Origin of the sequence: Citrobacter sp. S55_ASV_140 (assembly GCF_018919505.1) — a bacterium.
GTDB lineage: Bacteria > Pseudomonadota > Gammaproteobacteria > Enterobacterales > Enterobacteriaceae > Citrobacter > Citrobacter werkmanii.
The window spans coordinates 1-12,891 of sequence record NZ_JAHLQZ010000031.1 but is presented as its reverse complement, the minus strand read 5'-3'; the positions used below and the strand labels follow the sequence as shown (position 1 = coordinate 12,891).

Genomic DNA, 12,891 nt, shown 5'->3' with positions numbered 1-12,891 from the left:
CACGAAATCCTTTGGGGGAGGGTTTTTATATTTCCCTCCCGCTCAGGGGAGGGGTAGGGATAGGATTTGTAGGCCCGATAAGCAGCGCGCCATCGGACATTTCACGGTTATGGTTATGATGGCATCGCGATGGCCTGCTTCTCTTCGAGCAGTTTCTCAACGACGCCTGGATCGGCGAGGGTTGAGGTATCGCCCAGATTGCTGGTATCGCCCGCCGCGATTTTGCGCAGAATGCGGCGCATAATTTTGCCGGAGCGGGTTTTCGGCAGTGAATCGGTCCAGTGCAGCACATCTGGCGTTGCCAGCGGGCCAATTTCTTTACGCACCCAGTTGCGAACTTCGGCATACAACTCAGGCGACGGTTCTTCGCCGTGATTCAGCGTGACGTAGGCGTAGATCGCCTGGCCTTTAATATTATGCGGAATACCGACCACCGCGGCTTCGGCAATCTTCGGATGCGACACCAGCGCCGATTCGATTTCTGCCGTGCCCAGACGGTGACCAGAGACGTTTAGCACATCGTCCACACGTCCGGTGATCCAGTAATAACCATCTTCATCACGGCGTGCGCCGTCGCCGCTGAAGTACATATTTTTGAAGGTAGAGAAGTAGGTCTGTTCAAAACGTTCATGATCGCCAAACAACGTTCTCGCCTGGCCTGGCCACGAGTCAATAATCACCAGGTTGCCTTCGGTTGCGCCTTCCAGCGGATTACCTTCGTTATCGACAATCGCAGGCTGCACGCCAAAGAACGGACGGGTTGCGGAACCGGCTTTCAGCTCGGTGGCGCCCGGCAGCGGGGTGATCATGAATCCACCGGTTTCGGTCTGCCACCAGGTATCGACGACCGGACATTTTTCGTTGCCGATCTTCTTCCAGTACCACTCCCACGCTTCCGGGTTGATTGGCTCGCCAACGGAACCCAGGATGCGCAGCGACGAACGGTCAGTACCTTCAATCGCTTTATCGCCTTCTGCCATCAGAGCGCGGATGGCGGTCGGCGCGGTATACAGAATATTGACCTGGTGCTTATCCACAACCTGCGCCATACGCGCCGGGGTAGGCCAGTTGGGCACGCCTTCGAACATCAGCGTGGTTGCGCCGCAGGCCAGCGGACCGTACAGCAGGTAGCTGTGCCCGGTTACCCAACCTACGTCAGCGGTACACCAATAGATATCGCCCTGATGATAGTCAAACACGTACTTAAAGGTGGTTGCGGCGTAGACCAGATATCCGCCGGTGGTGTGCAGCACGCCCTTCGGCTTGCCGGTTGACCCGGAGGTATACAGGATAAACAGCGGATCTTCGGCGTTCATCTCTTCCGGCTGATGTTCCGGGCTGGCTTTCTCAATAATATCGGACCACCACAGGTCACGACCTTCCTGCCATTCCGTTTTTCCACCGGTACGTTTGAGAACGATAACGTGTTCGACGCTTTTCACGTTCGGGTTTTTCAGCGCATCATCGACGTTCTTTTTCAACGGGATAGCGCGTCCGGCGCGTACGCCTTCATCGGCGGTGATCACCAGGCGAGAATTAGAGTCGATGATACGTCCGGCGACGGCTTCCGGTGAGAAACCACCGAAGATGACCGAATGCACCGCGCCAATACGGGCACAGGCCAGCATGGCGACCGCCGCTTCCGGCACCATCGGCATATATATGGCCACCACATCACCTTTTTTAATGCCTAAATCCAGTAACGTATTGGCAAAACGACAGACATCGCGATGCAGCTCGCGGTAGGTAATATGTTTGCTTTGGCTGGCGTCGTCGCCTTCCCAGATGATGGCGGTACGATCGCCATTTGCCTGCAGGTGACGGTCAAGGCAGTTCGCCGCCAGGTTTAGCGTGCCATCCTCATACCATTTAATAGAGACGTTGCCTGGCGCAAACGAGGTGTTCTTCACCTGGCTGTACGGCTTGATCCAATCAAGAATCTTTCCCTGCTCGCCCCAAAATGTGTCGGGTTCGTTAACAGATTGCTGGTACTTCGCTTCGTACTGCTCCGGATTTATCAGGCAACGATCCGCAATGTTTGCGGGAATAGCGTGTTTATGTATTTGGCTCATGGCTTTTGTTCTCCTTGTAGGATGTTAATAATATGTCGCATAAACGTTAAATGTAGGGGCTTTGCGAGTTTTGTTTAGTATTTGGGCGGCAGATCACGCAATAAACGAATTGTGCAAATTAGCGACAAACTGAATTTTGAAGAGAACTAGCAAAAATTGATTAATTCTCGCGATAACATGGGGTTATCTGAGAATTGTTGAAAAGGTGATCTGTCTCAGAATTAAACAAAAGAGTGAGTGGTTTGAGGGGGTAACTAACTCTAAAGTGGTATTTTACATACACTTACAATTGATTAAAGACAACATTTTCAGTGTGGTTTCTTGTTACAAATTGGGGGGAGCAATGTCATGACAGTATTCGTGTGGTTGCTGTTATGGAAAACAATAAAAGAACCGCCATTGCAGATAATGGCGTCATCTGGATGAGACCCCTATGGCAAGGACAAAATCACGCGTACGCCGTTTCTTCAGCCTGTTATTACCTTTATTATTTATCTCTGCTGTTCACGCTGAACAAACTCCTGTACCCGCAAAGACCGTCACCGTTGAAGCGAAGAATGAAACCTTCGCCCCTCAGCATCCCGATCAATACCTCTCCTGGAAAGCCACGTCTGAGCAATCAGCCCGTGAAGATGCGCTGGCAGAAGATCCGCGTCTGGTGATCCTGTGGGCGGGATATCCATTCTCGCGCGATTACAACAAACCGCGCGGGCACGCGTATGCGGTGACCGATGTACGTGAAACCTTACGTACCGGCGCACCTAAAACGGCAGAAGACGGCCCGCTGCCGATGGCTTGCTGGAGCTGTAAAAGCCCGGATGTGGCGCGTCTGATCCAGAAAGACGGTGAAGATGGTTACTTCCACGGTAAATGGGCGCGCGGCGGTCCGGAAATTGTTAACAACCTCGGGTGTGCAGATTGCCATAACACCGCGTCGCCGGACTTCGCCAAAGGCAAGCCTGAGCTGATGCTGTCGCGTCCTTACGCTGAGCGCGCGATGGAAGCTATCGGCAAACCGTTTGAGAAAGCCGGTCGCTTTGATCAGCAATCCATGGTCTGCGGCCAGTGCCACGTGGAGTACTACTTCGACGGTAAGAACAAAGCCGTTAAGTTCCCGTGGGATGAGGGCATGAAAGTCGAGAACATGGAGAAATACTACGACACCATCGCCTTCTCTGACTGGACTAACTCTCTGTCCAAAACCCCGATGCTGAAAGCGCAGCACCCGGAATATGAAACCTGGAGCGCGGGCATTCACGGTAAGAACAACGTGACCTGCATCGACTGTCACATGCCGAAAGTGCAAAACGCGGAAGGTAAGATCTATACCGATCACAAGATTGGTAATCCGTTCGATAACTTCGCCCAGACCTGTGCGAACTGCCATACCCAGGACAAAGCATCCCTGCAAAAAGTGGTCGCCGAGCGTAAACAGGCCATTCATGACCTGAAAATCAAGGTTGAAGATCAACTGGTACATGCGCACTTCGAAGCGAAAGCCGCATGGGATGCGGGTGCGACCGAAGCGGAAATGAAGCCGATTCTGGAAGATATCCGTCACGCACAATGGCGCTGGGACCTGTCTATCGCCTCACACGGTATTCACATGCATGCGCCGGAAGAAGGTCTGCGGATGCTGGGTAGCGCAATGGATAAAGCCGCCGACGCACGTACCAAACTGGTTCGTCTGCTGGCGACCAAAGGCATCACGCATGAAATCCCGTTACCGGATATCTCTACCAAAGAGAAAGCCCAGGCGGCGATTGGTCTGAACATGCAGCAAATCAATGCTGAGAAGCAGGACTTCATCAAAACGGTGATTCCGCAGTGGGAAGAGCAGGCGCGTAAAAACGGTCTGTTAAGCCAATAACCCCATTTCGCCCCGTAAGGGGCGGATAACTCAACGGAGTGAATATGAGCGTATTACGTTCGTTATTAACTGCTGGGGTGCTGGCGTCAGGCCTGTTCTGGAGCCTGAGTGGAATCACTGCCACGCCAACGCCGCAGGAGTCGGATCAACGCTGGACGGTTACTCAGCAGCGTAATCCGGATGCTGCCTGTCTGGATTGTCACAAGCCGGATACCGAAGGCATGCATGGTAAACATGCGCAAGTCATTAACCCGAACAACAAACTGCCGGTCACCTGCACCAACTGTCACGGCCAGCCGTCACCGAACCACCGCGAAGGGGTGAAGGATGTGATGCGCTTTAATGAGCCAATGTACAATGTGGAGCAGCAGAACAGCGTCTGTATGTCCTGTCACCTGCCTGAGCAGTTGCAAAAAGCGTTCTGGCCGCACGATGTCCACGTCACAAAAGTGGCGTGCGCCAGCTGTCACTCACTGCATCCGAAGCAAGACACGATGCAGACGCTAAGCGATAAAGGACGGATCAAGATTTGCGTCGATTGCCACAGCGATCAGCGTAACAATCCGAACTTTAACCCGGCGTCGGTTCCGTTGCTTAAGGAGCATCCATGAGTTGCTCTCGTCGCCAGTTTATCACCGGCGTCGGCGCGCTGGTGGCAGTGAGCGGGACGGCGGGACGCGTTGTGGCGAAGACGCTAAATATCAATGGCGTACGTTACGGAATGGTACACGATGAGTCATTATGCATCGGCTGCACGGCCTGCATGGATGCTTGTCGGGAAGTCAACAACGTACCGGAAGGCGTATCGCGTCTGACGATTATTCGCAGCGAGCCGCAGGGGACGTTTCCTGATGTGAAATATCGCTTTTTCCGCCACTCGTGCCAGCATTGCGACCATGCCCCCTGCGTTGACGTCTGCCCGACGGGGGCATCGTATCGCGATGCCGCCAACGGCATTGTGGATGTGAACCCTGATCTTTGCGTTGGCTGTCAGTACTGTATCGCCGCGTGTCCTTATCGCGTGCGCTTTATCCATCCGGTGAGCAAAACGGCGGATAAATGCGATTTCTGCCGGAAAACCAACCTGAAAGCGGGCAAACAGCCCGCCTGCGTTGAGTCATGCCCGACGAAGGCGCTGACGTTTGGTAATCTGGACGATCCCAACAGCGATATCTCCCGTTTGTTGCAGCAGAAAACCACCTACCGTTACAAGCTGGCGCTGGGCACAAAACCGAAGGTCTACCGCGTTCCCTTTAAATATGGGGAGGTGAGCCAATGACACCCGCTTCTGCATTTCATTTTGAATCACTGGTGTGGGACTGGCCCATCGCCATCTATCTGTTCCTGATTGGCATCTCCGCCGGACTGGTTACGTTGGCGATTCTGCTGCGTCGCTTCCATCCTGAGGCGGGCGGTTCGGACAGCACGCTGCTGCGCACCACGCTGGTGTTAGGGCCGGGGGCGATTATCTTCGGTCTGCTGATTCTGGTATTCCACCTGACGCGGCCATGGACCTTCTGGAAACTGATGTTCCACTACAGCTTCACCTCGGTGATGTCGATGGGGGTCATGCTGTTCCAGTTGTATATGGTAGTACTGGTGCTGTGGTTGGCAAAAATCTTTGAAAAAGAGGTGATTGCCCTGCAACAACGCTGGCTGCCGCGGTTAGGGATCGTGCAGAAAGCGTTGACGCTGATAACGCCGTTTCATCGTGCGCTGGAGACGTTAATGCTGGTGCTGGCGGTTCTGCTTGGGGCGTACACCGGGTTTTTGCTCTCGGCGCTGAAGTCCTACCCGTTCCTGAATAACCCGATCCTGCCGGTACTGTTCCTGTTCTCCGGGATCTCCTCCGGCGCGGCGGTGGCGCTGATCGCCATGGCGTTACGCCATCGTAGCAACCCGCACAGCACTGAAGCGCACTTTGTGCATCGCATGGAGGTCCCGGTGGTATGGCTGGAGATCTTCCTGCTGGCGGCGTTCTTCGTCGGCCTGGCGCTGGGCGATGACGGCAAAATGCGCGCGCTGGCGGCGGCGCTGGGCGGCGGATTCTGGACCTGGTGGTTCTGGCTTGGCGTGGCGGGGCTTGGGCTGATACTGCCGATGCTGCTAAAACCCTGGGCCAACCGCAGTTCGACGTTTCATGGCGTATTGGCAGTCTGCGGCGCCAGCCTGACCGGCGTACTGTTGCTGCGCTTTTTCATTCTCTATGCGGGTCAGCTAACCGTTGCGTAAGGTGATATCTGGACGTTCTCCTTCCTGAAGCCGGTTTTCTGGCACTGTTATTAAGCCTCGGGGTCAACGTGTTGACCCCACTTGCCGTGTTGGTGGGTGTCCGCCAGCGCTGGCAGGGCGTGATGCGCCTGGCAAGCGTGGGCGTATGGACGCAGTTTGCGCTGCTGCTGCTGGCTTTTGCCATTCTGGTATTCTGTTTTCTGACCAGCGACTTTTCGGTGGTCTATGTTGCTCAGCACAGCTACAGCCTGCTGCCGTGGGGATTAAAACTGGCGGCGGTTTGGGGCGGCCATGAAGGGTCGCTGCTGTTGTGGGTGCTCTTTCTTTCCGGCTGGAGCGCGCTGTTCGCTCTGTGCTATCGGCGTGATTCTGATCCACTGTTTCCGCTGACGCTCAGCGTCCTGTCAATGGTGACGGCCCTGTTGCTGCTGTTTGTGGTGGTCTGGTCCGATCCCTTCGTGCGTATTTTCCCGCCTGCTATAGAAGGACGGGACCTTAACCCGATGCTGCAACATCTTGGGTTAATCCTCCACCCGCCGCTGCTGTACCTGGGTTACGGTGGTTTGATGGTAGCCGCGGGCGTGGCGCTGGCCTCGCTGCTGCGCGGTGACTTTAACGCGCAGAGCGCCTGGGTGTGCTGGCGCTGGGCGCTGCCCGGCTGGTGCGCGCTGACGCTGGGGATAATCCTCGGTTCCTGGTGGGCCTACTGCGAGCTGGGCTGGGGGGGGGGGTGGTTCTGGGACCCGGTCGAAAATGCCTCCTTATTACCCTGGCTCTCCGCCAGCGCGTTGCTGCATAGCCTGTACATCACGCGCCAGCGTGGGATCTTCCGCCACTGGTCGCTGCTGCTGGCGATCGTCACGCTGATCTTATCGCTGCTGGGGACGCTGATTGTGCGTTCCGGCATTCTTGTTTCGGTACATGCCTTTGCGTTGGATAACGTGCGCGCCGCGCCGCTGTTTGCGCTGTTTAGCGTATTGAGCCTGGCGTCGCTGGGGTTGTACGCCTGGCGAGGCCAGCAAATTCGCCAGAATGCGCGTTTTGGCGGCTGGTCGCGCGAGATGCTGATTCTGGTCGCGCTATTACTTTTTTGCGCGGTGCTACTGATTGTGCTGATTGGCACGCTCTATCCGATGATTTACGGGTTGTTCGGCTGGGGAAGGCTCTCCGTTGGCGCGCCGTACTTTAACCGCGCCACGCTGCCGTTTGGGCTGCTGATGCTGCTGGTTATCGTGCTGGCAACGATCAGAAGCCGCAAAGTCTCTTTGCGTTGTCAGCTTCCGGCACTGCTGGCGCATGCCGGGGTATTGGTATTTGCGGCTGGGATCGTTTTTTCCAGCGGTAGTCGTCAGGAGATAAGCCTGAATCTGAGCCCCGGGCAGCAGGTCGCGCTTGCGGGCTACATTTTCCGTTTTGAGCGTCTCGACCTGGAAGCCAAAGGCAACTACACCAGTGAAAAAGCGCTGATCACGTTGTGGCAAAATGAGCAGCGTATCGGTAGCCTGCAGCCCGAAAGGCGCTTCTATGCCGCGCGTCGTCAACAGATGATGGAGCCGGGTATCCGCTGGAATCTGATGCATGACTGGTACGCGGTGATGGGCGAAAAAACCGGACCGGACCGTTACGCCATGCGCTTATACGTGCAGACTGGCGTGCGCTGGATTTGGGGAGGAGGATTGTTGATGGTGTTTGGCGCGCTGCTGAGCGCATGGCGAGGGAGGAAGTATCCTGAGTTATTGCCTGATGGCGCTGCGCTTATCAGGCCTACGAGTGAAAAGCAGGGTAGGCCGGATAAGGCGTTCAAGCCGCCATCCGGCAGAACGATGTTACTTGTGGCTTTACTGATTTTTCTCCCTTTTGCCACCCATGCCCAGGTGGTGGACACATGGACGTTTGCCAACCCGCAGCAGCAGGAGAAAGCGCTGTCTATTGCCAGTCAGTTGCGCTGTCCGCAGTGTCAGAACCAGAACTTGCTGGAATCCAATGCGCCCGTGGCAGTCAGTATGCGCCATCAGGTTTACAGCATGGTTGCTGAAGGTAAAGGCGAAGCGGAAATCACCGCCTGGATGACCGAGCGTTACGGTGATTTCGTGCGCTACAACCCGCCGTTGAATGAGCAAACGCTGCTGTTGTGGGCGCTGCCGTGCCTGCTGTTATTGCTGGTGGGCGTGGTGGTCTGGCAGGTGAGGAAGCGTCAGCACGCAGAAGAGGATGAGCAATGAGCCAGGCCGAACATTCCACTGCGCCGTTACGTCCCATGCCCGTGAAGCGGCTGGCTGCTGCGGCGGTGCTGATGGTGATGGCCTGCATCGGCGGTTACCTGTTAACGCCAAAATGGCAGGCGGCACGTCAGGAGCAGGCGCGTCTGGCAGACCCCTTACATGCTTTTTCTGATGAAAATATTCAGGAAAAACAGCTATTTTCTCTGCAATCGCAAATTCGTGCGAATCCGCAGGACGCAGTGAAATGGGCGCAACTGGGTGAGTACTATCTGTGGCAAAACGCGTATCATAATGCGCTGCTGGCCTACGAGCAGGCGCTGCGTATACGCGGTGAAAACGCCGAAATCTATTCCGCGCTGGCGACGGTGCTGTACTATCAGGCCGGGCAACATATGACGCCGCCCACCCGCGAGATGATTGATAAGGCTCTGGCGCTGGACCCGACAGAGGTCACTGCGCTGATGCTGTTAGCTTCCGATGCGTTTATGCAGGCAGACTACGCTCAGGCTATCTCAGTGTGGCAAAAGGTTATGGATTTAAACTCGCCGAGGGTGAATCGGGCACAGCTCATTGACTCTATTAATATGGCGAAGTTGTTGCAGAATCGGCAAAAATAAATTTGTTTTATTTGTGATTTGTATCATTTTGCCTGTTTAAAAAACAGGCAAACGAACAAGCGAGCAAAAAAAACTCATGCCCTGACTTCTTCATTTTTGAACATATTAAAATTCTTTTATAACAAAAAGTTATTCATCATTACCCCGATAAAATTGCATTTTTATGCAAATAATCAGCGAAAGGCCCTGTTCTCAGAGGGTTGCGCTGAATGCCATGCAGATGATAATGATAATAAGCGTTAAAAAACTCCATAAACGAACGCAACACAAATCATACCCTTTCAGTATGTACTATTCCCACACGCTGCATGTGGAATAGCGCTTCATCGAGGAAGTCCGTTGTTATGAAAAATTTGAAAGTCAGCCTGGCATGGCAGATTCTAATCGCTATGGTGCTGGGCATTCTGCTAGGGAGTTACCTGCATTACCATAGTGACAGCCGTGAATGGCTGATTGTAAACCTGCTGTCTCCGGCGGGCGATATCTTTATCCACCTGATCAAAATGATCGTCGTGCCGATTGTCATCTCTACGTTGATTGTCGGCATAGCCGGGGTGGGCGATGCCAAACAGCTGGGCCGTATTGGCGCCAAAACGATTATCTATTTCGAAGTGATCACCACCGTGGCGATTATCCTTGGTATCACGCTGGCGAATGTGTTCCAGCCCGGTACCGGGGTTGATATGTCGCAGCTGGCAACCGTCGATATTTCGAAATATCAGAGCACCACCGCAGAAGTACAGAGCCACGCGCATGGCCTGATGGGCACGATTTTGTCACTGGTGCCGACCAACATCGTCGCGTCGATGGCAAAAGGCGACATGCTGCCGATTATCTTCTTCTCGGTACTGTTTGGTTTAGGTCTGTCTTCTCTGCCGGCAACTCACCGCGAGCCGCTGGTTACCGTGTTCCGCTCGATCTCCGAAACCATGTTTAAAGTGACGCATATGGTGATGCGTTACGCGCCAGTCGGGGTTTTTGCGTTGATCGCCGTTACCGTTGCGAACTTCGGTTTTGCCTCCCTGTGGCCGCTGGCGAAGCTGGTGCTGTTGGTGCATTTCGCCATCCTGTTCTTCGCGCTGGTGGTGCTGGGGATCGTCGCGCGCATCTGCGGTTTGAGCATCTGGATCCTGATCCGCATTCTGAAAGACGAGCTGATTCTGGCCTACTCGACCGCCAGTTCTGAGAGCGTGCTGCCGCGTATTATTGAGAAGATGGAAGCCTACGGCGCGCCGGCGTCAATCACCAGCTTTGTGGTGCCGACCGGTTACTCATTCAACCTTGATGGCTCAACGCTGTACCAGAGTATCGCCGCTATCTTTATTGCTCAACTGTACGGTATCGATCTGTCGCTGTGGCAGGAAATCGTGCTGGTGCTGACGCTGATGGTGACCTCAAAAGGGATTGCGGGCGTGCCGGGCGTATCGTTTGTGGTATTGCTGGCAACGCTTGGCAGCGTGGGGATCCCGCTGGAAGGTCTGGCGTTTATTGCCGGTGTTGACCGTATCCTCGATATGGCGCGTACTGCGCTGAACGTGGTGGGTAATGCGCTGGCCGTGCTGGTTATCGCCAAGTGGGAACACAAATTTGACCGCAAGAAAGCGCTGGCCTATGAGCGCGACGTGCTGGGCAAATTTGATAAGACTGCTAATCAGTAATTAATGACAGATTGCCGGATGGCGCTTGCGCCGCCATCCGGCAATGCAAACCATTAGCCGTTGGCTAACTTATCAAACTCTTCGCAGCCGGTATCGAATCCTTCCATACAGCTCAGATTCAACCAGTGCAGCGCTTTCTGTTTATTCTTCTCGATAAAACCCTGCTCGCCGTTTAAGAACATCATCCCGGCCCAGTATTCGGAATACCCGGTGCGGGAAATGGCTGAACTACGCTTGAAATACCACGTCGCTTTCTCATCGTCAGCAGGAATACCGACGCCGTTGGCGTAAATCAGTCCGAGCAGCATTTGCGCGTCGACGGCGGAGTCATTTTCCAGATCCTCGGAGGCGTTTTGCAGCAAGGTAATGGCTTTGGGGTAATCGGTGCGGCCTGCCTGGGTGTTCACCAGAATACGCGCCAGCGTAATTTCCCCTGCCTTACTGCCCGCCTGCGTCGCTTTTTCCGCCAGCGTTTTGGCCTGAGGGTAATCCAGACTGACCGGGTTGGTTATCTTAATTTGCGCCAGCAAAGCATATGCATCCGCATCACCGTTGTCGGCGGCTTTTTGCGCCCAGTATTCGGCTTTGCTTAAATCGCCTGAACTGAACCAGGTATCGGCGAGGAAATACTGCGCGCGTCGGTCACCTGCCTCTGCTGCCTGTAGATACTGGCTTCCGGGTTCAGTATCACTGGCATGGGCAAAGAATGTCACGAAGAACATCAATGCAAGAAGTTGTTTCATTTTGAGTTTTATTTAGGGTACGGAGTAGACAGTATAAAGAGATCGCGTGCATAAAAAAACGGCCTCCGAATGGAGGCCGTAGGCTCAGGCTTAACCCATCGCGCTTTCGCGCAGGCTGGCTTTCAGCTTGGTGTACTCATCAATAACATACTGTTCGGCAGCGCGCTGATCGGCAATGCGTTCAACGTTAACGGCACAGTATTTATACTCCGGCGTTTTGGTAATCGGGCTTAAGTTCTCGGTTACCAGTTCATTACATGCCCCAATCCACCACTGGTAGGTCATGTAAATCGCGCCTTTGTTTGGACGATCGCTGACTGCCGCGCGGGTAATAACCCGGCCTTTACGTGAGTTAACCCACACCAGATCTTCATCCTGAATACCCAGACGCTCTGCGTCAGCGGTGTTGATCTGGGCATAGCCCGGCTCATCCGCCAGCGCGGCCAGCGCCGCACAGTTACCGGTCATCGAACGGCAAGAGTAGTGGCCGACTTCACGCACCGTCGACAGTACCATCGGGTACTCTGGGGTGAGTTTGTCGATTGGCGCTACCCAGTCGCAGGTGAAGAACTGCGCCAGGCCGTTCGGGGTGTCAAACTTCTCTTTGAAGAGGTAAGACGTACCCTGGTCGGCATCTGAGGTGTCGCGGCAAGGCCACTGGATATAACCCAGTTCGCCCATTTTCTCGTAAGTGGCGCCGTAGAAATCCGGGCACAGATGACGCAACTCGTCCCAGATTTCCTGGGTGTTGTTGTAGTGCATCGGGTAGCCCATACGGGTGGCGATTTCACTGATAATCTGCCAGTCCGTTTTCAGATCCCACTTCGGCTCAACGGCTTTAAAGAAGCGCTGGAAGCCACGGTCCGCCGCAGAGAAGACGCCTTCATGCTCGCCCCATGACGTAGACGGTAAAATAACGTCTGCGGCAGCGGCGGTTTTGGTCATGAAGATATCCTGCACGATGACCAGTTCCAGATCCTCAAAGCCTTTGCGCACTGCGGAGAGCTCAGCATCGGTCTGTAATGGATCTTCACCCATAATGTACGCCGCGCGCACTTCGCCATGCGCCGCACGGTGCGGCAGTTCGCTGATGCGATAGCCGGTATGCGCAGGCAGGCTTTCCACGCCCCAGGCTTTAGCGAATTTCTCGCGGTTTTCCGGGAATTTCACGTACTGATAGCCCGGATAGGTATCCGGCAGCGCGCCCATGTCGCATGCGCCCTGAACGTTGTTCTGGCCACGAACCGGGTTAACGCCCACGCTTGGCTTACCGAGGTTACCGGTCAGCATCGCGAGGCTGGTCAGTGAACGCACGGTTTCCACACCCTGATAGAACTGGGTCACACCCATGCCCCACAGAATTGCCGCGCTTTTCGCCGTGGCGTACATACGTGCAGCCTGACGAATATCGTGCGCGCTAACGCCCGTGATATCTTCGACGGACTCCGGCGTATAGCCTTCGACAATCTTGCTGTAC

10 protein-coding genes are annotated in these 12,891 nt (G+C 54.7%); 7 read left to right on the top strand and 3 right to left on the bottom strand.

Annotation, left to right across the window (positions count from 1 at the left end):
- Nucleotides 1-113: 113 nt before the first annotated feature.
- Nucleotides 114-2,072 carry an acetate--CoA ligase gene (gene acs / locus KQJ18_RS07560; protein ID WP_137347420.1) on the bottom strand — a complete coding sequence of 653 codons (1,959 nt, stop codon included), beginning with the start codon at nt 2,070-2,072 and terminating at the stop codon, nt 114-116.
- A 433-nt stretch (nt 2,073-2,505) separates the two neighbouring features.
- On the opposite strand from acs, the gene nrfA reads away from it, so the two are divergent.
- From nrfA to gltP, 7 genes are all read left to right on the top strand, one after another.
- On the top strand, nt 2,506-3,942 hold the full coding sequence (gene nrfA / locus KQJ18_RS07555) for an ammonia-forming nitrite reductase cytochrome c552 subunit (RefSeq protein ID WP_216421773.1): 1,437 nt from the start codon (nt 2,506-2,508) through the stop codon (nt 3,940-3,942).
- Nucleotides 3,943-3,986: 44 nt separating this feature from the next.
- Entirely contained in the window at nt 3,987-4,553 is a 567-nt protein-coding gene (nrfB, locus tag KQJ18_RS07550) for a cytochrome c nitrite reductase pentaheme subunit (RefSeq protein WP_038636307.1), read from the top strand.
- Nucleotides 4,550-5,221, top strand: a complete 672-nt coding sequence (nrfC, locus tag KQJ18_RS07545) for a cytochrome c nitrite reductase Fe-S protein (RefSeq protein ID WP_038636309.1) — start codon at nt 4,550-4,552, stop codon at nt 5,219-5,221. The genes nrfB and nrfC overlap by 4 nt, the downstream gene beginning before the upstream one ends.
- A complete protein-coding gene (gene nrfD, locus KQJ18_RS07540) occupies nt 5,218-6,174 on the top strand; it encodes a cytochrome c nitrite reductase subunit NrfD (protein WP_006688269.1) in 957 nt (318 codons plus the stop codon). Before nrfC ends, nrfD begins: the two co-directional genes overlap by 4 nt.
- A gap of 8 nt (nt 6,175-6,182) precedes the next feature.
- On the top strand, nt 6,183-8,396 hold the full coding sequence (gene nrfF, locus KQJ18_RS07535) for a heme lyase NrfEFG subunit NrfF (protein WP_216421777.1): 2,214 nt from the start codon (nt 6,183-6,185) through the stop codon (nt 8,394-8,396).
- Nucleotides 8,393-9,013: a heme lyase NrfEFG subunit NrfG gene (nrfG, locus tag KQJ18_RS07530; RefSeq protein ID WP_216421772.1), complete on the top strand. Its 621-nt coding sequence runs from the start codon at nt 8,393-8,395 to the stop codon at nt 9,011-9,013. Before nrfF ends, nrfG begins: the two co-directional genes overlap by 4 nt.
- A gap of 344 nt (nt 9,014-9,357) precedes the next feature.
- Nucleotides 9,358-10,671 (top strand): glutamate/aspartate:proton symporter GltP, encoded by a 1,314-nt coding sequence (gene gltP / locus KQJ18_RS07525; protein ID WP_038636320.1) that lies wholly within the window; start codon nt 9,358-9,360, stop codon nt 10,669-10,671.
- Between the two features lie 53 nt (nt 10,672-10,724).
- Here the strand turns inward: gltP and yjcO are convergent, their stop codons facing one another.
- Together yjcO and KQJ18_RS07515 are read right to left on the bottom strand one after the other, a co-directional pair.
- Nucleotides 10,725-11,414, bottom strand: coding sequence for a Sel1 family TPR-like repeat protein YjcO (yjcO, locus tag KQJ18_RS07520; protein ID WP_038636323.1), 690 nt, complete (start codon nt 11,412-11,414; stop codon nt 10,725-10,727).
- Nucleotides 11,415-11,504: 90 nt separating this feature from the next.
- The coding region (locus KQJ18_RS07515) for a molybdopterin-dependent oxidoreductase (RefSeq protein WP_216421769.1) at nt 11,505-12,891 on the bottom strand (1,387 nt) is incomplete at its 5' end.

Bases quoted from the DNA above. Each gene is read 5' to 3' on its own strand.
- acs (WP_137347420.1), bottom strand. From the start codon at position 2,072: ATGAGCCAAATACATAAACACGCTATTCCCGCAAACATTGCGGATCGT.
- nrfA (WP_216421773.1), top strand. From the start codon at position 2,506: ATGGCAAGGACAAAATCACGCGTACGCCGTTTCTTCAGCCTGTTATTA.
- nrfB (WP_038636307.1), top strand. From the start codon at position 3,987: ATGAGCGTATTACGTTCGTTATTAACTGCTGGGGTGCTGGCGTCAGGC.
- nrfC (WP_038636309.1), top strand. From the start codon at position 4,550: ATGAGTTGCTCTCGTCGCCAGTTTATCACCGGCGTCGGCGCGCTGGTG.
- nrfD (WP_006688269.1), top strand. From the start codon at position 5,218: ATGACACCCGCTTCTGCATTTCATTTTGAATCACTGGTGTGGGACTGG.
- nrfG (WP_216421772.1), top strand. From the start codon at position 8,393: ATGAGCCAGGCCGAACATTCCACTGCGCCGTTACGTCCCATGCCCGTG.
- gltP (WP_038636320.1), top strand. From the start codon at position 9,358: ATGAAAAATTTGAAAGTCAGCCTGGCATGGCAGATTCTAATCGCTATG.
- yjcO (WP_038636323.1), bottom strand. From the start codon at position 11,414: ATGAAACAACTTCTTGCATTGATGTTCTTCGTGACATTCTTTGCCCAT.